The 20,355-nt window shown below is 66.6% G+C and carries 16 protein-coding genes; 8 read left to right on the top strand and 8 right to left on the bottom strand.

Annotated elements, in window-relative coordinates:
* The first annotated feature begins 54 nt into the window (after positions 1–54).
* Genes C449_RS08085 through pstB form a run of 4 tightly spaced genes read left to right on the top strand, consistent with a single transcriptional unit; the run spans position 55 to position 4,725 of the window.
* On the top strand, positions 55–1,149 hold the full coding sequence (locus C449_RS08085) for a PstS family phosphate ABC transporter substrate-binding protein (protein ID WP_006077496.1): 1,095 nt from the start codon (positions 55–57) through the stop codon (positions 1,147–1,149).
* On the top strand, positions 1,146–2,201 hold the full coding sequence (pstC, locus tag C449_RS08080) for a phosphate ABC transporter permease subunit PstC (RefSeq protein WP_006077495.1): 1,056 nt from the start codon (positions 1,146–1,148) through the stop codon (positions 2,199–2,201). The genes C449_RS08085 and pstC overlap by 4 nt, the downstream gene beginning before the upstream one ends.
* Positions 2,201–3,835: a phosphate ABC transporter permease PstA gene (gene pstA, locus C449_RS08075; RefSeq protein ID WP_006077494.1), complete on the top strand. Its 1,635-nt coding sequence runs from the start codon at positions 2,201–2,203 to the stop codon at positions 3,833–3,835. Before pstC ends, pstA begins: the two co-directional genes overlap by 1 nt.
* Positions 3,832–4,725 (top strand): phosphate ABC transporter ATP-binding protein PstB, encoded by an 894-nt coding sequence (pstB, locus tag C449_RS08070; RefSeq protein WP_006077493.1) that lies wholly within the window; start codon positions 3,832–3,834, stop codon positions 4,723–4,725. Before pstA ends, pstB begins: the two co-directional genes overlap by 4 nt.
* Before the next feature lie 19 nt (positions 4,726–4,744).
* Here the strand turns inward: pstB and C449_RS08065 are convergent, their stop codons facing one another.
* The 6 genes from C449_RS08065 to C449_RS08040 all read right to left on the bottom strand — a co-directional run bounded on the left by C449_RS08065 (position 4,745) and on the right by C449_RS08040 (position 12,289).
* Entirely contained in the window at positions 4,745–6,733 is a 1,989-nt protein-coding gene (locus tag C449_RS08065; RefSeq protein ID WP_006077492.1) for a molybdopterin oxidoreductase family protein, read from the bottom strand.
* Positions 6,734–6,778: 45 nt separating this feature from the next.
* Complete coding sequence (locus C449_RS08060; protein WP_006077491.1) at positions 6,779–7,048, bottom strand: hypothetical protein; 270 nt, start codon at positions 7,046–7,048, stop codon at positions 6,779–6,781.
* A 5-nt stretch (positions 7,049–7,053) separates the two neighbouring features.
* Positions 7,054–9,432 (bottom strand): formate dehydrogenase subunit alpha, encoded by a 2,379-nt coding sequence (gene fdhF / locus C449_RS08055; protein ID WP_006077490.1) that lies wholly within the window; start codon positions 9,430–9,432, stop codon positions 7,054–7,056.
* A gap of 2 nt (positions 9,433–9,434) precedes the next feature.
* A complete protein-coding gene (locus C449_RS08050; RefSeq protein WP_049913971.1) occupies positions 9,435–10,394 on the bottom strand; it encodes a 2Fe-2S iron-sulfur cluster-binding protein in 960 nt (319 codons plus the stop codon).
* Positions 10,391–11,965 carry an NADH-ubiquinone oxidoreductase-F iron-sulfur binding region domain-containing protein gene (locus tag C449_RS08045; RefSeq protein ID WP_006077488.1) on the bottom strand — a complete coding sequence of 525 codons (1,575 nt, stop codon included), beginning with the start codon at positions 11,963–11,965 and terminating at the stop codon, positions 10,391–10,393. Before C449_RS08045 ends, C449_RS08050 begins: the two co-directional genes overlap by 4 nt.
* A gap of 156 nt (positions 11,966–12,121) precedes the next feature.
* The gene (locus C449_RS08040) at positions 12,122–12,289 is read right to left on the bottom strand and encodes a hypothetical protein (protein WP_005038638.1); all 168 of its coding nucleotides are present in this window, start codon (positions 12,287–12,289) and stop codon (positions 12,122–12,124) included.
* A gap of 128 nt (positions 12,290–12,417) precedes the next feature.
* Here C449_RS08040 and mobA point away from each other — a divergent pair, with 128 nt between their 5' ends.
* Positions 12,418–13,047 carry a molybdenum cofactor guanylyltransferase gene (mobA, locus tag C449_RS08035; protein ID WP_049913970.1) on the top strand — a complete coding sequence of 210 codons (630 nt, stop codon included), beginning with the start codon at positions 12,418–12,420 and terminating at the stop codon, positions 13,045–13,047.
* Between the two features lie 58 nt (positions 13,048–13,105).
* On the opposite strand, the gene moaA is transcribed toward mobA, so the two are convergent.
* A complete protein-coding gene (gene moaA / locus C449_RS08030) occupies positions 13,106–14,167 on the bottom strand; it encodes a GTP 3',8-cyclase MoaA (protein ID WP_006077486.1) in 1,062 nt (353 codons plus the stop codon).
* A gap of 164 nt (positions 14,168–14,331) precedes the next feature.
* On the opposite strand from moaA, the gene C449_RS08025 reads away from it, so the two are divergent.
* Positions 14,332–16,299, top strand: coding sequence for a PQQ-dependent sugar dehydrogenase (locus C449_RS08025; RefSeq protein ID WP_049913969.1), 1,968 nt, complete (start codon positions 14,332–14,334; stop codon positions 16,297–16,299).
* A gap of 3 nt (positions 16,300–16,302) precedes the next feature.
* Here C449_RS08025 and C449_RS08020 read toward each other — a convergent pair whose 3' ends face one another.
* Positions 16,303–17,442, bottom strand: a complete 1,140-nt coding sequence (locus tag C449_RS08020; RefSeq protein ID WP_006077484.1) for an acyl-CoA dehydrogenase family protein — start codon at positions 17,440–17,442, stop codon at positions 16,303–16,305.
* 336 nt (positions 17,443–17,778) lie between these two features.
* Between C449_RS08020 and C449_RS08015 the strand changes: the two genes are divergently transcribed.
* Together C449_RS08015 and C449_RS08010 are read left to right on the top strand one after the other, a co-directional pair.
* Positions 17,779–19,368, top strand: coding sequence for a GMC family oxidoreductase (locus C449_RS08015; RefSeq protein ID WP_006077483.1), 1,590 nt, complete (start codon positions 17,779–17,781; stop codon positions 19,366–19,368).
* A 142-nt stretch (positions 19,369–19,510) separates the two neighbouring features.
* Positions 19,511–20,308, top strand: a complete 798-nt coding sequence (locus C449_RS08010; protein WP_006077482.1) for an RIO1 family regulatory kinase/ATPase domain-containing protein — start codon at positions 19,511–19,513, stop codon at positions 20,306–20,308.
* The last annotated feature ends 47 nt before the right edge of the window (positions 20,309–20,355 follow it).

Genomic DNA, 20,355 nt, shown 5'->3' with positions numbered 1-20,355 from the left:
ATGGCTATATAGAGTTCATAGAAGGGTACTTACGATCCCTATTGCTACGTAGCGATGATGCAGGAGAGCCCTGTGAGTCGGCGCGCAGTGCTGGCCGGTGGAGCCGGCCTCTGTGCGGGACTCGCCGGTTGTATCAGTACGAGTGCGACGCCGCCGAGCCAGGCAGGTGGGAACGGTTCGGGCGGCGGCGGTGGCAACGAGAACGTCCCGACGCTCCGTCTGGGCGGCTCCTCGACGGTGTTCCCGATCGTCGACAGGGCGGCGTCGTTCTGGGGGACGAACGCTGCTCCACCCGACGAAGAGTACTGGACGCCCGGCGAGTACGGGATCAGTACGGACGAACGCCTCGCGGATTACTGGGCGGGGCAGTACGGCTTCGACGCGACCGAAGGCGAGACACCCCCGATTGCGGTGTCGGTGGAGCTCAGTCACTCGGGAACGGGGCTCGAAAACCTCCGGAAGGGACGGCTCGATGTCGGGAACTCGAGCGCACCCGTGAAAGCGGAGTTCCCCGAGTTGGAGCAAGCCGAGCTCTCGAAGTACACGGATCACGTCGTTGGCGTCGACGCCCAGCCGATCGTCGTGAGCGGGGCGATCGCCGAAGCCGGCGTCGAGAAGATTTCGGCAGAGACCCTGAAGGGGATCTACGCCGGCGACATCACCGACTGGCGGGACGTTCCGGGCTACGAGGGGCCGAAAACGGAGATCCAGGCGGTCGGACGCGCCGAGGGATCGGGCACCGACACCGCATTCCGGAACAACCTCTTCGGCGATTCGAACGCCCCGATCCCCGGCGTCGACAGCCGGAAAGGGCAAAACCAGCAGGTCAGACAGATCGTCGCGAACTCCGACAACGCAATCGCGTACATGGCGCTCGCGTTCGTCGATGATTCCGTATCCACGATCACGCTGACGTTCGACGGAACCGAGTACGTGCCCGGCGAGAACCTCGCGGAGGGGGGTTACCCGCTCGCGCGCGATCTCCACTGTTACACGTGGGACGGCACCTCGAAGAAGGAAGCCGCGTTCGTTCGCATGATTCTCAGTGAGTACGGCCAGGCGAACTTCGTGGAAGGGGCGGGCTACGCGACGCTGACCGACGAACGACAGCAACGCCAGCGCGACAAGCTTCCAGCTCCGCAGCAATGAGCACCGAGACCGGACTTTCGGGACGGATGGGAGGGGTCACCGACGCGGGCCACGTCGGCGGGCTCGTCCTCGTGACGCTGCTCGCCACCGCAGTCACGTTCTTCCTCGCTCCGGGATTCGTCGTGTATCCGCTCGCGGCGGTCGTCGTGAGCGTGGCCTACGGCTGGCTCGCCGACGAGGCGACGACCGCCCGCACGCTCGCACTCGCGGCGACGGTCGTGACGGTACTCGTTCTCGGGCTGATCATGATCTATCTCGTCGTGCGGTCGCTCCCGGCGTTTCGGACGATGGGTCTCGGCATTTTGACGAAGACCGACGGCGCGCTATGGGCTCCGAGCGAGGCGGTCTACTCGCTCGTCCCGATGATGTGGGGGACGCTGGTCACGACGCTCATCGCGGCCGCGGTCGCGGCCCCGCTCGGCGTCGCGGGTGCGGTGTTCATCAGCGAGATGGCTCCCGGTTGGGCACGGAACGTGCTCAAACCCGCCGTGGAGGCGCTCGCAGGGATTCCCTCGATCGTCTATGGCTTCATCGGCTTCACCGTCCTCAATCAGTTCATGATGGACGAGTTCGCGCTGCCGGACTTCGGCAGCCTGTTCGTCGTGGGCGGTGTCATCGGCGCGATGGCGCTGCCCACCGTGGTCTCCGTGGCCGAGGACGCGATCACGAGCGTTCCCGGCCCGATGAAGGACGGTTCGCTCGCGCTCGGCGCGACCGGCTGGCAGACCACGACCGACGTCACGGTGCCCGCGGCGTTCTCGGGCATCTCCGCCGCCGTCCTGCTCGGCGTCGGCCGTGCGGTCGGCGAGACGATGGCTGCGACGGTGATCCTCGCGAACGTCACCGAGCTGCCCGACCCGCTGTACGACGTGTTCGGCAACACGATCACGCTTACGAGCCTGATCGCCAGCCAGTACGGCATCGCCAGCGGGCTCCAGATGAGCGCGCTGTTCGCCGCCGGCGTCGTCCTCTTCGTGACGGTGCTCGGTCTCAGCCTCGGCTCGCAGTACATCGAGCGCCGGATGCAACGGAAGCTCGGGGGGAGTGAGTGATGGCCGAAACGAGCACGTCGGCCCTCACTCGCGGCACGTCCGGCTCGCTGCGGTACGCCGCTGGCGCGGTCACCGGCCTCGGCATCGGTGTCCTGCTCGCGAGCCTGCTCACGTTCGCGGGCGTTCTTCCGACCGGCGTCGTCGCGGGCGTCCAGCTGCTCGATCTGCTCGCGGTCGTCCTCGGAGCAGGGGCGCTCGCCATGATCGGTGTCGGGGCCGCCTCGTCGGTGGGGCTGCTCGACACGACGCCGGATCACACCGCCGGCACGTCGCTCGCGGCGGTGTTCGGAATCGTCGGCTTCGTGGCCGGCTGCCTCGTGGCCGCACAGACGCTCGGCCTGGCGACGCTCTGGCCGCTCGGCGGAGTCGCTGGCGCGGCACTCGGCGTCGGGCTCGCGCTCGTCCCGCGTGAGGACGTGGCACTCGCCGCGACCGGCGGCGGGTTCGCGCTGGTCGCGAGCCTCGTCGTCCTCACCGGCGTCATCGATTCGGGGTGGTCGTGGCAGCCGAACGGGCTGTCGGTCGTCTTCAGCGCCGGTACGACCGTGCCGCTGCTGTTCAGTGTCGCCGGCCTGTTGCTCGCGTGGGTCGGGTCGCAGGCGATCGCCGGGTTCGGCACGCAGGGCAGAGCGCGCGGTGCGTCGCTGCTCGTGAGCGCGAACGCGGCAGGGATGATCGCGCTGCTCGTGGTGCTGGTTTCGTTCATCGCCGTCCGCGGATGGGGGCCGATGACCGAGGGCGTTCGATACGGACTGTTCTGGGAGCCGCTCACGTGGTTTCAGGTCCCGATCTGGGAGCAGTGGGTCATCGTCAACGCGCCGACGATCTGGTTTTACTGGCCGTTCGCGATGGAGGGCGTCGCGATCTCCAACCCAGTGAACGGGGTCGCCCCCGCCATCGTCGGCACGGTCTGGCTCGTGGTCGGTGCGGTGACGTTCGCGGTGCCGCTCGGTGTCGGTACAGCAGTATTCCTGACCGAGTACGCCGAGCAGGGTCGTATCACCGCGCTGGTCGAGATCGCGACCAACGGCCTCTGGAGCACGCCGAGCGTTGTCTACGGCCTGTTCGGGCTCGCGTTTCTCGTCCCACGGATCGGCAACCAGAGCACGCTGCTGTCGGGAATGATCGTGCTCGGGTTCATGTTACTGCCGCTCGTGGTCATCACGAGCCGGGAGGCGCTGCTCAACGTCCCCGACGAGTACCGCGACGCGAGCGCCGCGCTCGGGGTCAGTCGGTGGGAGACGATCAAGACCATCGTGCTGCCGGCCGCGATGCCGGGCGTCATCACCGGCACGATCCTCGGCGTCGGCCGGATCGCGGGCGAGACGGCACCCATTTTGCTGGTGCTCACCGGCGAGCCGTTCCCCGCCGAGGGCCCCGATCTCCTCGATTTCTCGGCCGGGTTCACCTCGTCGTTCCCGTTCGTTGAGGTCAGCGCGATCAACCCGGACGCACTGCTCCAGTCCGCGACCGCGCTGCCCTACCAGCTGTTCGCCACCATCACTGCGGGTGTCGGTGACGTCTCCGAGGGCTTCAGATGGGGGACAGCGCTCGTCCTCCTGTTGGTGGTGATGAGCTTCTACGCCGTCGGTATCGCCTCGCGAATCTACTTCCGGAGGAAACTCGACGCATGAGTACGACACAAACCGAACCAGAGGAACGACCCGAACGCACCGCCGCCGAAACCGACGAACCCATCGATCCCGCGTGGACCGAGTACGGGTTCGACGGCCGGACGAAACTCGCCGTCGACAGCCTCGACGTCCACTACGGCGACGAGCGCGCGATCGACGACGTCAGCCTCGAGATCCCCGAGGAGAGCGTCACCGCGCTGATCGGGCCCTCGGGCTGTGGGAAGTCGACGTTCCTCCGGTGTCTCAACCGGATGAACGATCGGATCGACAGTGCAAGAGTCGACGGCTCGGTCACGCTCGACGGCAAGGAGATCTACGGCGACAGTACCGATCTCGTCGAACTGCGAAAGCGCGTCGGAATGGTGTTCCAGCAGCCGAACCCGTTCCCGAAGTCGATTCGGGACAACGTCGCCTACGGTCCCCGGAAACACGGCGAGGTCGAGACGGGGATGCTTTCTCGGCTGTTCGGCCGCGGTGACGGAACGAACGAAGACGAGCTCGTCGAACGGTCGCTCCGGCAGGCGGCGATCTGGGACGAGGTGAAAGACCGGCTCGACGACAACGCACTCGGGCTCTCCGGTGGCCAGCAGCAGCGCCTCTGCATCGCCCGCTGTCTCGCGGTCGGCCCCGACGTCATCCTGATGGACGAACCCGCGAGCGCGCTCGACCCCATCGCCACTTCGAAGATCGAGGACCTCATCGAGGACCTCGCCGAGGACTATACGGTGGTCGTCGTCACCCACAACATGCAGCAGGCCGCCCGCATCTCCGACCAGACCGCCGTATTCCTCACCGGCGGTGAACTCGTCGAGTACGGCGACACCGATCAGATCTTCGAGAACCCCGAGAGCCAGCGCGTCGAGGACTACATCACCGGCAAGTTCGGCTGAGCGACACCCTTCTTCGACGTTACTCGCTGAGTTCCGTGATCCGGACCTGGGTTCGACCGCTGCCGACGAGCGGGTCCGCGACGCTTGCATGGGCGAACACGGTTCCCTCGCGGACGGCGTCGGTGCGACGAGCGCGGAGTTCGACCACTCCACGACTACTCTCGACGGCGACCTGAGCGCCGTCCTCGATGTCGCGCGCGACGGCATCGACGGGGTTGATCTGCACCGTGGCCTCTTCCCGACGAGCAGCCGGACTACCGGCGTCCTCATCGACGCGACTTTCGGTCAGCAGTACGAGCCCCTCCTCGAAATCCGGCCCGCGATCGTCCGCGTCCGCCCCGCTCGCCACCGCTTCGATCGGTTCGAGCGGTGCGCGCTGACGGCCGGTCCGGAACCGCTCGCGGTGGAGGACGTCCTGGCCCTCGTTCTCGCCCTCGGGGAGCGGCCACCGTTCGCCGCCATCGAGGACTTCCTCGTACTCCATCCCTGCGTAGAGTAGGTTCATCCGTGTCATCTCGTCGAACACCCCTGCCGGACCGTCGTAGCTGAAGTCGGCGTCTGTCAGCCGAGCGCCGAGATCGGCGAGAACGTCGAGGTCGCGTCGCGCCCGTCCTGGCGGCGATGCAGCGGGTCGTAGCGCCTGGACTTGCCGATCGAGGTTGGTCACGGTGCCTTCCTTTTCGGCCCACGCACTCGCCGGGAGCACCACGTCGGCGAACGCGGTGGTTTCGTTCGGCGCGACATCCTGGACTGCGAGGAAATCGAGAGCGGCGAACAGCTGCTCCGAGGTTGCGTCGTCGAGTCGGTTCACCGCGGGGTTCTCCCCGAGCACGAACGCGCCTCGAACCCCCGATCCGAACTCTCTGACGAGATCGGGTTCGGCTTCGCCGGGCTCGGCGGGCGGCTCGACGCCCCATTCGGCGGCGACGCGCGCGCGGGCGTCGACATCGGAGACGGACGCTTCGCCCGGCAGGCAGTCCGGTCGCGCACCCATGTCGCTCGCTCCCTGCTCGTTGACGAGTCCCCGGAAGGGGTTCATCCCGGTGCCGCGCTTGCCGAGGTTCCCGGTGACGAGGAGGAGGTCGAGCAGCGCGTTCGGGGTCGCGCCCTCGTCGGCCTCGATCCCCGTTCCGGTGACGACGGCGGCGCGCTCGGCCTCGCCGAACGTCTCGGCCGCCTCGCGCACCGCCGCGGGGTCGAGACCGGCTCGCTCGGCGTCCGCCGCGAGATCGAAACGATCCATCGACCGAACAAACTGGTCGAACCCCGTCGTGCGCTCCGCGATGAATGTCCGGTCTTCGAGCCCCATATCGAGAATCGCACGGGCGAGCAGCGCCACGGTGAGCGCGTCGCGTCCCGGATGTGGTGCGAGGTGCTGGGTCGCGAGTCGTGTCGTCCGGTTCGCCCGCGGATCGAGGTGGAGCAGAGCTGCGCCATCGTTGACCGCCGGGCGGACACACCGATCGAACGCGATCGGTTGGCGCTCGGCCGGGTTCGCGCCCACGACGAGGAAGGCGTCCGCCTCGGCGAGATCGTCGAGGCTGTTGGTGGTCCCGCCCGAGCCGAGTCGTGTTTCCATCGCCTCTGCGGTCGCGTCGTGACAGCTCCGCGCGCGGTTGTCGACGTTGTTGGTGCCGAGCGAGCGCGCGATTTTCTGAAGGAGGTAGTTCTCCTCGTTGGTACACCGCGGCGCGCCGAGGAAGGCGATTGCGTCCGGCCCGTAACGTTCGCGGACCCGCTCGATCCCATTTGTGACACAATCGAGCGCTTCTTCCCACGAAACGGGTTCGAGATTACCGTCGCGGCGCACCAGCGGGGCGGTCAGTCGATCTTCGTCGAGATCCTCGAACGCCGCGATTCCCTTCGGGCAGAGCCGCCCCTCACGATTGACGCGTGCGCCCTCGATCCCGGTCGCGCGGCCGGTCCCCTCGTCGTACCGCAGGCTGCACCCGACCGCACACCGCGGACAGGTGGTTTCGGTCCGTTCGTCGATGCGCTCCTCGCTCATGGATGGACGACCGGCATCACCGATCGGATCGCGTTCGGTGCACGGTCACTCCTTCGGGATGTCGCCCGCGAGAACGTTCCGAACGACGTGGAGGCCGGTCACGGCGAGCACCACGACCAGATTGAAGAGTGCGTGCGGCACGACCGTCTTCGTCCGGCTGATCCGGCTCCCACAGTCCGGGCAGGTGGTCGCCTCGCTGTCGAACCGCTCACCACAAACGGTACACTCCCGAAGCGTTCGCTCGCGCGAGCTTTCGACGCCGGTTTCGTCGCTTGCGATCCCCGCCAGCCGCTTGAGTCGGTGTGTGAGACTCATGGATGTCAGTCGTCCGACGCTGCCGGTCGTTCGTCGCTTCCGGAGTCAGTTTCGGTGGGTGATCGCTCGTCGTCCGTCGGTTCATTCTCCAGCGTCACCTCGACATCGGTGACCTTGAACTCGGGCGCGCGACTCGGTCCGTCGAGCGGTTCCTCCTTGGTCAGGTTGTTCGCCCCACCTTCGAGGTAGTGCATCGGGACGAACACCTCGCCCGGACTCGGGCGATCGGTGATGTCGGCGCGCATCTCGGTCGTTCCGTGACGCGAGGTCAGCGTGACGGTCTCGCCGTCGGCGACGCCGTACTCCGCCGCGGTCTCGGGATTGATCTCGACGAAACTCTCGGCGGAGTACGCATCGAGCCCCTCCTCTCGGAGCGTCATCGTGCCGGTGTGGTACTGGTAGAGGACTCGTCCAGAGGTCATCACCAGCGGGAACTCCTCGTCGGGCGTCTCCCCGGGTTCGATCGCGTCGGCGACGTGCATCTGTGCCTTCTCGCTCCCCTCGACCGCCCGGAACTCGTCGGCGTAGAGATAGGGTGTGCCGTGGTCGTCCTCGCTCCGACACGGCCACTGGAGTCCACCTTCCTCTTCGAGGCGTTCGTGACTGATCCCACCGTAGATCGGTGTCAGGTCCGCGATCTCGTCCATGATATCCGACGGCGAGTCGAACCCCCAGTCGTAGCCGAAGCGTTTCGCGAGCGCCTGCGTGATCTCCCAGTCTTCTTTCGCCTCGCCGTTCGGCTCGATGGCGCGCTTGACGAGCTGAACGTGGCGGGACGAGCTCGTGTACGTCCCGTTTGACTCGACGGTCGAGGTCGCCGGGAGCACCACGTCGGCGTATTCGGCGGTCTCGGTGAGGAAGATGTCCTGAACCGCGAGGAACTCCAGCTCTTCGAGGACTTCCGTCGCGTGGCCGATGTTCGGTTCCGAGATCTGAGGGTTCTCTCCCTGAATGAACATCCCTCTGAGATCGCCCTGGTCGGCGGCGAGGAACATCTCTGTCAGGCGGTAGCCCTCCTCGGCGGGCATCTGGTCGAGATCCATCTGCCACCGATCGGCGAACTTCTCGCGGTTCTCCTCGTCGGTCACCGGCTGGTAGCCCGGGAAGTTGTTGGGGAGCGGCCCCATGTCGCCGCCGCCACCCTGGACGTTGTTCTGACCGCGGAACGGACTGAGTCCGCCCTTCGGGTGGCCGACGTGGCCCGTGATCAGCGCGAGGTTCGCGATCGCGTAGATGTTGTCGGTTCCGTGGGAGTGCTCGACCAGCCCGAGCGTCCAGCCGAACATGCACGAGTCGGCGGTAGCGATCGTCTCTGCCGCACTCTTCAGCTCCTCGGGCGGGACGCCCGCTTTCTCCTCGACGAACTCGGGCGTGAACTGCTGGACGCTCTCCCTGATCTTCTCCAACCCGTCGACGCGCTCCTCGATGAACGCCTCGTCGTGGAGGTCCTCCGCGAGGATGTACCGGATCATCCCGTTGATCCACGTCGTGTCGTAGCCGGGTTCGATCCTGGTGAACTGGTCGGCGTACTCCGCAATCTGCGTTTTTCGGGGATCGAAGACGAGCAGGTCCGCGCCGTCCCGGACGTTCTGTTTGATCCGTGTCCCGAACACCGGGTGGGCCTCGGTGGTGTTCGAGCCGACGAGCACGTAGCAGTCGGTGTCTTCGAGCGCGGCGAGACCGGTCGAGGCAGCCCCAAAGCCGAGCGTGTCCGAGAGCCCTTCGACGGTCGCGGCGTGACACAGCCGGTTGCAGTTGTCGATGTTGTTGGTCCCGAGCACCTCGCGGGCGAACCGCTGCATCACGTAGTTGTCCTCGTTGGTCGCCTTCGAGGACGCCACCAGACCGAGCGCGTCCGGGCCGTACTCCTCCTGAATCCCTTCGAGCCCCTCCTTCACTCGTGAGAGCGCCTCGTCCCACGACGCCTCGCGGAACTCTCCCTCGTCCTTTACGAGCGGCTGGGTCAGTCGGTCGTCGCTGTTTGCGAACCCGTAGCTGAACTTCCCCTTCACACAGGTCGAGATACCGTTGATCGGGGCTTTCTCCGGGTTCGGCCGCGTTCCGAGGACCTCACCGTCCTTCGAGTAGACGTCGAACCGACAGCCGACCGCACAGTAGCCGCAGGTGGTGTCGGTGACGTCGACCTCGTTGAGTCGGTAGTCGCTGAGCGCGTCCGCAACGTCGAACAGCCGCCCCTCCGACATCGTGTTCGCGGCGACGCCCTCGACGGCGTGTTCGACCGACGCGAACGCGTCGCTCTCGGTTGCGCTCGCCATCCCCTGCTGAGCCTGCTCGCGCGCACGGGACATGAAGCCCGCAACGCCCTCTTTTTCGGTATCGGAGCTGTCACTCGTATCGGACCCACTGGTGGGTTTGCCGGACATGATCAGTCGTCCTCCGTTGGTGGCGATTCGGCGGTCGGTTCGGCGGCTGACTCGCTTTTCTGATCGCCTTTCATCGGCGTTGCGGGGCCGGGCTGGAACCGGTCGTTCTCGGCCTCGACGGTCTTGCCGATCGAGTTCTCCTGGGTGAACCCGGGCAGCGGGATGGTCGCCGCGTCGGTAAGCCCCTGCTCGACGAGCGCGCCCGTCGGACACACTGTCGCGCAGTGGCCACACGAGACACACGTCGAGTCCATCATCGTCTCCGCATCGTTCTGGAACCCGATCCGGGTGTCCTCGCCCGATCCCTCGATCCGAAGCACGCCCTCGACCTGGACGTCGTTGCACGCCTCGACGCACCGATTACAGAGAATACACTTGTTGCGGTCGATCTGGATGAAGGGTGACGAATCGTCGAGCGGTTCGTAGGCGTCGCGGTCGTCGAACACCCCATACCGGGGTTCGACCACGTCGTTCTCGATCGAGACGTCCTGGAGTTCACACCGGCCGTTCTTTCCGCAGGTCGTACACCGGAGGTTGTGATTCGAGAGGAGCAGATCGAGGTTGACGTCACGGGCCTCGCTCGCCTCCGTCGTGTCGGTGCGGACGGTCATCCCGTCCTGAGCGGGGAAGCTACACGACGGCACGACGCCGTGTTCTTCGGTTTCGACCATACACGTCCGACACTCGCTTCGTGGGCCGATCTCGTCATGCTCGTCGTACGAACACAGCGCGGGCACGTAGTCGTCGGTGTCGGTCTCCTCGGTGGCGTCGAGCAGGGTCGACTCGGCCGACACTGTGACCGACTCGCCGTCGACGGTGAGCGTCGCGGTTCGATCGGGTTCGACGGTCTCGACCGGTGGATCGTTCGCCGTCCCCGGTCTGATGTCCTCGGTCAGCGGCATTGTCGGCTGTGGGTTCTCGACGTCCGGGACGCGTGGGGTGGAAGATTGGTCAGTGCTCATGATGAAACGTGATCGCAGGAACCGCTGGGACAGCGCCCGTCGGCGTGGGCGCGGAACTCGGGCTCGAAGGACTCCATCGCAGTCGTCACCGGTCTCGACGCTTCCTGGCCGAACTCGCAGGTGCTGGTCTCGCGCATGGTGCGGGCGAGCTCGCGGAGCATCCCGTCCTGATACTCGCCGTCGTACACGTCGCGCAGGAGTTCGACGAGCTGTTTCGACCCCTCGCGACAGGGCACACATCGGCCACAGTTCTCCTCGCGCGCGAGTTTCGCTCGCTGGCCGGCGAGCGCCACCGTGCAGGTTGACTCGTCGAACAGCTCGATGACACCGTTCGTCCCGAGGCGCGCACCCCGAAGCCCGGCAGCGCTCGCCGGGACGTCGAGATCGCGGGTCAGTCCGCCGAATCGGCCGCCGACACACGCGGTCTTCAGCCCGCCGTCGAGCGCGACCGCACCGCGAACATCGGCGAGCGTCGCGTCGGTTGGCAGTTCGATCGTCGCGGGTGCGTCGACGTCGCCGGCCACGGTGAACAGTCGGGTGCCCGGATCACCGGGGACGCCGCCGAGATCGTTATCGGCGAGCGCCTGCCCGACCTGGGCGAACGTCCGCGGGGTGTGGATCACCGTCGGTCGGCCGTACAGCCCGTACTGATCGGGACCGGGCGGCCGGCGTCTGGCTTCGAGCCGGTCGTTGCCCTCCATGGCTTCGAGCGCCATCGTCATCTCGCCCGCAGTGTATGCATCCGGCCCGGCGACGACCTGAATCGGAATGTCGGGATCGCGGTCGGCGGCGAGCGCGTCCGCCGCCTCCTGTGCCCGCTCCCTCGCGAGTGCCTCGGCGTCGTTGGTGTAGACGAGCACGTCGGTCGCGTCGACGGCGTGGGCCGTCGCGAGCGCCGCATCGAGCACCGCGAGCGGCGCGCTTTCGAGCAAGAGTCGATCGGCGCGCGCGTGATCGTCGGCCTCGTTCGCGTTCACGACCACGACTGGCTTGCCGTCGGTCTCGGTCGCGGTCGTCCACACCCCCGATATCGGTGCGTCGGTGCTGCCGTCGCCTCGACCGCGGCCACGGAGCGCGGCGTCCGCGACCCGCTCGTGAACCGCGTCGGGATCGTCGATCGCACGCTCGGCGAGGAGTTCGTCGTCGCGCGAGACGCGGTAGTCCGCGACGCTTGCGGGGGCTCGCCAGCCACAGCCCCCGAGCACACGGCGCGATCCCACGCCGAGCACCGCCGTCGTGTCGATCGCTGCCGGCGGTGTCGGCATGCTCGTCGCCCCCGGATCGTGCTCGACGGTCGCCGCCGTGTCGGGCAGCGATCCGTTCTCGAGGGTTTCGACGATCGTCGTGACGTTCGCGACGGTACACTGTGGAACGAACGCCGTTGTACCGTTTTGCGTCGCGAGAACGAGCGGCGCGAGCGAGTCAGCACCGGTCGGCCCGACCGCGACGACGCGAACGTCCTCGGTCGCATCACGGGCCGCACGGAGGAGTTCGGGGCCGGCGTCGTGATCGCCACCGATCGCAACACGAACGACTGGTCCGTTGCCGATCGCACCCTTGGGCGTTGCCATCACCGAACACAATCGACGGGAGTATTTGTGTGTGGCGCTCCCCCACATCGCGGGCCGGTACGACCACCGGGCTCGCCGTTCGAGTGGATCACTCCGCAGTCATTCTCGATGGCAGCCCTCACGCCGACCAAAACCAGCGATCGTCGCCTCGCGCAGTTACAGGTCGCGCGTCTGGACGGTCTTTCGATCGTTGTCCGCGGCGCGTCGGGCAGCGTCGTCGAGAAGCTCCGCGACGTCCTCGTCGAGGGCGTCGTAGAAGTCGGCCGCAACGTTCTGGTCGTCGAGTCGGTCCTTGACTGCCGATTTCACGATGAAGTCCGCCATACGTGCTCTACTCGTCGCGATTCGTACTTATATCCTATCGAAGCGGAGTGGAAGTAGAACGACTTCGGTCGGTCGGCTGTACGACGTTGCGGGACACGTTGATGCGTGCCCACGACGAACGGTCACCGATGCGTGCTGTCGTCATCGTCGCAGGCGGACGCTCGATGCGGTTCGGCGATCGGGACAAGGTCACCGCCGACCTCGCGGACGTCCCGATGATCCGCCGGGTCGCCGACCGTCTCGCAGGTGTCGTCGATACACTCGTCGTCAACTGCCGGACCGACCAGATGGACGCCATCGCGACGGCGCTCGCGGGGTTGGACGCACGATACACCACCGACACCGATCCCGATCGCGGCCCAGCAGCCGGCATCCGAACCGGGCTCGATTTCGTCCGAGCCGAACAGCCCGCGATCGAGTATGCGGCCGTCGTCGCTGCCGACATGCCGCTCGTCGATCCGAGATTCGTCTCGCATCTGTTCGATCGGGCCGCCGGCCACGATGCGGCGATTCCCCGATCCGACGGCCGCCTCCAGCCGCTGCAGGCAGTCTATCGCGTCGATGCGACGGCCGATGCCTGTGCGGCGGCGCTCTCGCGGGACGAACGCCGAGTCACTGCGGCGGTGGCCGATCTCGATCGCGTCGTGATCGAGGAGCAAGAACTGCGCGAACACGCCGACACGGCGACGCTCACGAACGTCAACACGCGCGCGGAGATCGCGGCGCTCACCGATCGATTCGCCGACCAGGCCGAATAACACGTCGCTACCGCTCGATCGCGACAGTCACAAGAATCACTTCCGTCAACGATCGCCGCTACGCGCCGACGTACTCGTCGTTGACCTCCCACCCGCCGTCACCGTCTCGGATCATGTACTCGCCGTAGTACGGCACCCGGTTGTGGACGACCTCGCGGAACGCGTCGCGGATCTCGTCCCTGGTCATCTCGCCCATCGACCGGAGGTCGTCGTTCCGGTTGAGACAGCCCTTGAGATACCCTTCGTGAGTGACTCGCACCCGGTGGCAGTTCGCACAGAAGGTTTCGTTGCCGACGGGATCGACGATCTCCACCATCCCACCGTCGGACGAGTCCGACGAGGCTCCGCTCGCTTCGTCTTCTCGCGGGCTTCGCCCGCTCGAACGGTCCGAGGAGCGGAGCTCCTCGCTACTCACGTCACCACCGTTCACCCAGTAGCGCCGCCGATCGTGCATCTCGCGGTGTTCGATCCGATCGGCACGCTCCGCGAGCCAGTCGTGGACTCGTTCGATATCGATCGCCCACTCGGGGTGGCCCGCGATCTCGGGCATGTACTCGATGAGCTGGAGCTGGAGCCCGGAGTTCGCCGCGACGTGCTCCACCATCTCCGGGATGAATTCTACTGTGCCCTCGAACACCACCATGTTGAGCTTCACGGGGTCGAGCCCGACATCGAGTGCCGCCTCGACGCCCTCCAGGACGCGCTCGTACGCACCGGACTCGGTGATCTCGGCGAATGCTTCCCTGTCGATAGCGTCCTGAGAGACGTTCACGCGATCGAGGCCCGCTTCCCGCAGCCCCTCCGCGCGACCCGGTAGGAAGGTCCCGTTGGTCGTCAGCGAGGTCTCCATATCGTCGGGCGTCCGGCGGACGATCTCCTCCAGATCGTCGCGGAGCATCGGCTCGCCGCCGGTGAACTTGACCTTCTCGACGTCGAATTCGCTTGCGACTTCGAGGAACCGAACGACGTCTTCGGTACCCATCTCGTTCTCGGCGGGCTCCATCGGGCCGCGCGTGTCGCCGAGCCCTTCGTTGTGGCAGTAGACACAGTCGAAATTACAGCGATCAGTTAGGGAGACACGCACCCCCGAAACCTCCCGACCGAATCCGTCGACGAGCATGGTTGTCTTATTCGTCGCAAACGGTTAAGCCTGTGCGAACGTGCCACAGTTGGCACGACCGACCCGAGATCGACGTGTCGACACGTCGACGTTACATTCGAGAGTATCGGCCACATGTCGTTTGCGCGTAAAAGCCAAATCCTAGGGGAGATACTAGTTCGGTAGTGGTCCCGAATACGTCCCGCCGTAGGTTCCTCACCGGAGTCGCCGCGCTCGGTCTCGCCGGCGTGGGCGGACGCGTCGGTGCACAGTCCTCTCAAGCAGCGGGAACGATCCGCCTCGACGGCGAGATTCCTGGCTGGCGGGGGCGCGACCCGGCGTCGATCCGCGGCGAGACGAACCCCACACTCGCTCTCGAACCGGGCCGAGTCTACCGGATCGTGTGGGAGAACGTCGACGGCACGCCCCACAACGTCGCGCTGCTCGACGCCGACGGCGGAACGATCGAGCGCACCTCGTTCGTGACCGAGCGCGGCGCGACCCAGACGTTCGACTTCGTCGCCACCGAGGCGATGGCGGAGTACGTCTGCGAGGCCCATCCGGGCTCGATGCGCGGCGACATCCGGATCGCGGGCGAGGAAACAGCAGCCGAGGGTGACGGCAGCGGCGACGACACGGACGGAAGCGATCGCTTCATGCCGTGGGGGCCGACCGTGCGAACCGAGACGGTCGCCGACGGGCCCCTGAGCGCACCGCTCGGGTTCGAAGTCGCTCCCGACGACCGCGACCGACGGTTCGTGGTCGACCAGGTGGGGACGATCTACGTCCACGGCTCCGACGGGCTCGCCGACGAACCGTTCCTCGACATCACCGAGCGACTCATCGACTTCTCCTCCGCGCGGACCGACTCGATCGAGGAGCGTGGGCTGCTCGGACTCGCCTTCCATCCCGATTTCGAGTCGAACCGGCGCTACTACGTCCGATACAGCGCGCCACCCAAACCGAAAACTCCCGATGGCTACACCCACATCGAACGGCTCTCGGAGTTCACGGCGGGTGAGGAGGGTCGTCGAGGCCGTCCCGGCTCCGAACGGGTGCTCCTCGACATCCCCTCGCCGCACTACACCCACAACGCCGGCTCGGTCGCGTTCGGTCCCGACGGGTATTGCTACATGGGAATGGGCGACGGCGGCGGCAGCAAACTCGAAGCCGGCCACGCCGAGGACTGGTACGTGAACAACGGCGGCAACGGCCAGAACGTGACCGACAACCTGCTCGGGTCGATCCTCAGAATCGACGTCGACGATCGGAGCGGAGCCAAACCCTATGGCATCCCCGACGACAACCCCCTCGTCGGGCGGGACGGACTGGACGAGCACTACGCGTGGGGGTTCCGGAACCCGTGGCGAGTAAGCTTCAGTAGTGGAACACTGTTCGTCGCCGACGTCGGCGCGAGCAACTACGAGGAAGTGAACATCGTCGAGAAAGGGAACAACTACGGCTGGAACGTCCGGGAGGGGAGTCACTGTTACAGCACCGGCAGTCCCACGGACCCGCCAACGGCGTGTCCCGAGCGAACTCCGCCCGACGTCCGCGGCGGCGAACCGCTCGTCGATCCGATCGTGGAGTACCCCCACGTCTACGAGGGCAACAGCGTGGGGCTCGCGGTCATCGGTGGCCACGTCTACGACACCGACACGATCCCGGACCTCGATGGGGCGTACGTCTTTGGGGACTACAGCCAGAACGGCGAGCCCCGCGGATCGCTGTTCGCCGCGACGCCGCCCGCCGAGGACGGGCAGTGGTCGCTCGAAGAACTCCGAATCGCCGGCGGCCCCGATGGCTCGCTCGACGCCTACCTCCTCGGAATCGGCCAGGACACAACGGGTGAACTGTACGCGCTCACGACCGACGTGCTGGGCGTCGATCCTTCGACCACGACTGGACGGGTACAGAAACTGGTTCCGGAGACGCCCGCGACGGGATCGGCAGCGGGAGACACGTCCGCAGCGGAATCAGCGGGGACGGAGAACGGAACGGCGACGAACGGTTCGGGAGCGGAAAACGGGAGCGACGCCGCGAGCGACGCTCGTGGGCCAGGATTCGGCGCGGTCGCAGCGCTGGGTGCGGTCGGCAGCGTCGCGGCCGCCGCGATCGCCCGGTCGCTCGCCAGCGATGGAGACAGCGACTGACCGCTACAACCCGAGTTCGCGACCGATGACGAGGTGTTGGATCTCGCTGGTACCCTCGCCGATCTCCATCAGTTTGGCGTCGCGGTAGAACCGCTGTGGTGCGAAGTCGGTAGTATAGCCGTACCCGCCGAGCACCTGGACTGCGTCCTCGGCGATCTCGCGGGCGGCCTCGCTCGCGTCGAGTTTTGCCAGCGCGCTCTCGCGGTTGACGTCCTGTCCGGCGTCGTATTTCGTTGCGGCCTTGTGAGTCAGGAGGCGCGCGCGCTCGATCTTCCGATCCATCGCCACGATCTTGTTCCGAACCGCGTCGAACTCAGAAATGGGCTGGCCGAACTGCTCGCGCTCGGTGGCGTAGGATTTGGCGGCCTCGTAGGCCCCCTGACCGAGCCCCACGGAGAGGGCGGCGATCGAGATCCGCCCGCCGTCGAGGGTTTTCTTGGTCTGATCCCAGCCGTCGCCCTCGTTGCCGAGCAGTCGGTCCTCGGGGAGGCGGACGTCGTCGAGTTGGATCTCGCAGGTCGGCGAGGCGTTGAGCCCCATCTTGTCCCAGATCGTGGTGACCTCGAAGCCGTCGTCCGCGGGGTCGACGATGAAGGTGGAGATGCCGTCGTAGCCTGCCTCGGGGTCGGTGACGGCCTTCACGAGAACGGAACCGGCCTCCGAGGCGTTCGTGATGAACTGTTTGGTCCCGTTGAGAACGTACTCGTCACCGTCTTTCACCGCGCGGGTGTCCATGTCGCTCGCGTCGCTGCCACTGCTGGGTTCGGTCAGCGCCCACCCGCCGATGTGTTCACCCTCGGCGAGCGGGCGGAGCCAGCGCTCCTTCTGCTCGTGGGTGCCGAACAGTTCGAGCGGTTTCGAGGCGAGCGAGACGTGGGCGGCGTAGGAGAGCCCGATCGATCCCGAGACGCGGCCGAGTTCCTCACAGACTAGGGCGTACATCAGCTGATCACCGCCGAGTCCGCCGTATTCCTCGCTAATCGGGACGCCCATCACGTCGAGCGTGCCGAGCTGGTCGAAGATCTCGGCGGGGTAGCGGTGCTCGTCCTCGATCTCCTGGGCGATCGGGGCGATCTCGTCCTCGCAGAACTCCCGCACCGTATCGCGCATCATCCGGTGTTCGTCGGGCACCTCGAAATCCATGCGCCTCCTACGGCGGCACGAGGATAAAAACTCCCGGCAACGATTGCGAGCCCGGGGCGATGGCGACGGGGGAGCGCGAACCGGTCGGCGGTGGCGGTGCGGCTTCGTCGGTCTCCGTTCGTGCTGTGGCCGCCTCCACCCCAATGTTGATGCTCGCGGCCGACGAGCGATCGGTATGCTGTTCGTCATCATTGACCATCGTTCCGAAGGACGGTCTCACGTGTTCGGTCGAGTATTCGACGAGCAGCGGGCCGAGTCGGTGACCAACCCACGGTCGGAGGACGCCACCTCGTCGGTTATCGGAACCATGGACGGAGACTCGGAGTTCCGCTGACGATGGCACCCAAAACCGCCACTTACGACTACATCGTCGTCGGCGCGGGGTCGGCGGGCTGCGTGCTCGCAAACCGCCTCAGCGCGGATGCAGACACGTCGGTACTGTTGCTCGAAGCCGGCGAGCCGAACGAGCAACGCGAGATCGATATCCCGGCCGCCTTTCCCGAACTGTTTAAGAGCTCGGTCGACTGGGAGTACCACACCGAGCCTCAGACCGCGATGAACGGCCGCGAACTCTACTGGCCACGGGGGAAGACCCTCGGCGGGTCGAGTTCGATCAACGCGATGATCTACATCCGGGGTCACCGGACGGACTACGACCACTGGGCGTCGCTGGGCAACAACGGCTGGAGCTACGACGAGATGCTTCCTTACTTCGAGCGCAGCGAACACTTCGAGCCAGGCGACGCGACGTACCACGGCCAGGGCGGTCCGCTGAACGTCACCACTCCTCGCTCGCCCCGATCGCTCTCGGACACCTTCGTGGACGCCGCAGTCGAGGTCGGCCACGCCCGGAACGACGACTTCAACGGCGAACAGCAGGAGGGCGTCGGGCGCTATCACCTCACCCAGAAGGACGGCGAACGCCACAGCGCCGCCGACGGCTACCTGAAGCCGGTGCTCGACCGCCACAACCTGACGGCGCGAACCGGCGCGCAGGTCACACGGATCGCGTTCGACGGCGACCGCGCGACCGGCGTCGAGTACGAGATCGACGGCGATCGGGTTCGGGCCGATTCTCACGATGAGATCGTGCTTTCGGCGGGGGCAGTCAACTCGCCCCAGCTGCTCATGCTCTCGGGTGTCGGCGAGTCCGACCACCTCCGCGAGCACGACATCGCGGTGCACCACGACCTGCCTGGCGTCGGGCACAATCTCCAGGATCACCTCTTCGCGACCGCGACCTACGAGGCGACGGACGCGGACACGATCGACGACGCCGCCAAGCTCCGCCACCTCCCGAAGTACGCCCTGCTCAAGCGCGGCCCCCTGACGTCGAACGTCGCCGAGGCCGGCGGGTTCGTCCGGACGAGCCCGGACGAGCCGGCACCTGACCTCCAGTATCACTTCGGGCCAGCGTACTTCATGCGCCACGGGTTCGACAACCCCGAGAAAGGTAGAGGATTCTCGATCGCTGCGACACAGCTCCGGCCGGAGAGCCGCGGGCGGATCACTCTCGACTCCGCGGACCCGTTCGACGCGCCCGCCATCGATCCCCGATACCTCACCGAGCCGGCGGATATGGAAACGCTCGTCGAGGGTCTCAGGCGGGCACGCGAGATCGCCCGCGCCGACGCCTTCGAAAAGCATCGGGGACGCGAGGTCTGGCCAGGCGAGGACGCCCGTACCGACGAGGAGCTCGCAGCGCACATCCGCGAGACCTCGGAGACCGTCTACCACCCGGTCGGCACCTGCCGGATGGGTGACGATCCGATGGCCGTCGTTGACGACCGCCTGCGGGTCCGCGGCCTCGACGGCCTCCGGGTCGTCGACGCCTCGATCATGCCGACGATTACCGGCGGCAACACCAACGCGCCGACGATCGCCATCGCCGAACGGGCCGCCGATCTCATTGTGGCAGGGAGATGAACCGTCGATGGCGACGGACTGTATCGAACGGGCGGCGGGGTTGCGGTGGGCTGCGGGGCTCGCCGACGAGCGATCGAACGGCACGACTGCCCGGCCGTCGCCAGCCCCGAAGTGAAAAGGCGGAGGCACTCCTAACGGAAGCGTGGCGTTCCGTCGATTCATCCGGGGCGAGGTCGATCCCGAGCGACTCGAAGCCGTCTGCGAAGCGGTCGCGGCGCGCTACGACACGTCGGTCGAGCGGATCGAGCGCCTCGACGCGGACAACTGGCTCTCGACGCCCTGCGTGCTGAACGAGCGGTGGTTCGTGAAGGTCATCACGCCACAGAACGCGCTCGTCCACGGGCTGCTCACCACGGGCCGGAATTTGGGAGCGTTTTCGAGCGGTACTGAAGGGTTCTTCGAGCGCTTCGCGGACCCGGTCGAGATGGCCGAACACGAGCGCGACGCGACCCGTCGACTGCGCGAGATCGGCGTCAACGCGCCCGAACCCCTCGAAGCGTTCGCTCACGAGGAGTTCGGCGTGCTCGTGTTTGAGTACCTCCCTGCGTTCCGTACGCTCGACGTGCTCCCAGCCGACGAGGCCCGCGCGCTCGCGCCGGAGGTCTTCGGTGTGCTCGCGCGGATGCACGCAGCGGAACTCGGCCACGGCGACCTCCGAGCGGAGAACGTCCTCGTCGCCGACGGCGAACTGTACGTCATCGACGCGACGAGCGTCCGGGAGGACGCCGCTGCCGACGTTCGGTCGTACGATCTCGCCTGTGGGCTCGCGGCGCTCGAACCCTTGGTGGGAGCGCGCGCAGCGGTCGATGCCGCCACCAAACACTACGGCGTCGACGACCTCCTCGCCGCCCGCGAGTTCGTCGACTTCATCAACATGCGGCCGGATCACGACTTCGACGCCGCGTTGCTCCGCGGCGAGATCGAGAAACGCGCGACGTAGCCGGCTCGTCGTCGCCGGTCGGCGATAGCTATACCCCGTTCGCACCC

This window comes from Halococcus saccharolyticus DSM 5350 (assembly GCF_000336915.1).
In the GTDB taxonomy this organism is placed as follows: Archaea; Halobacteriota; Halobacteria; order Halobacteriales; family Halococcaceae; genus Halococcus; species Halococcus saccharolyticus.
The sequence above is the reverse complement of the archived record's forward strand: the minus strand, read 5'-3'. Positions and strand labels throughout refer to the sequence as shown.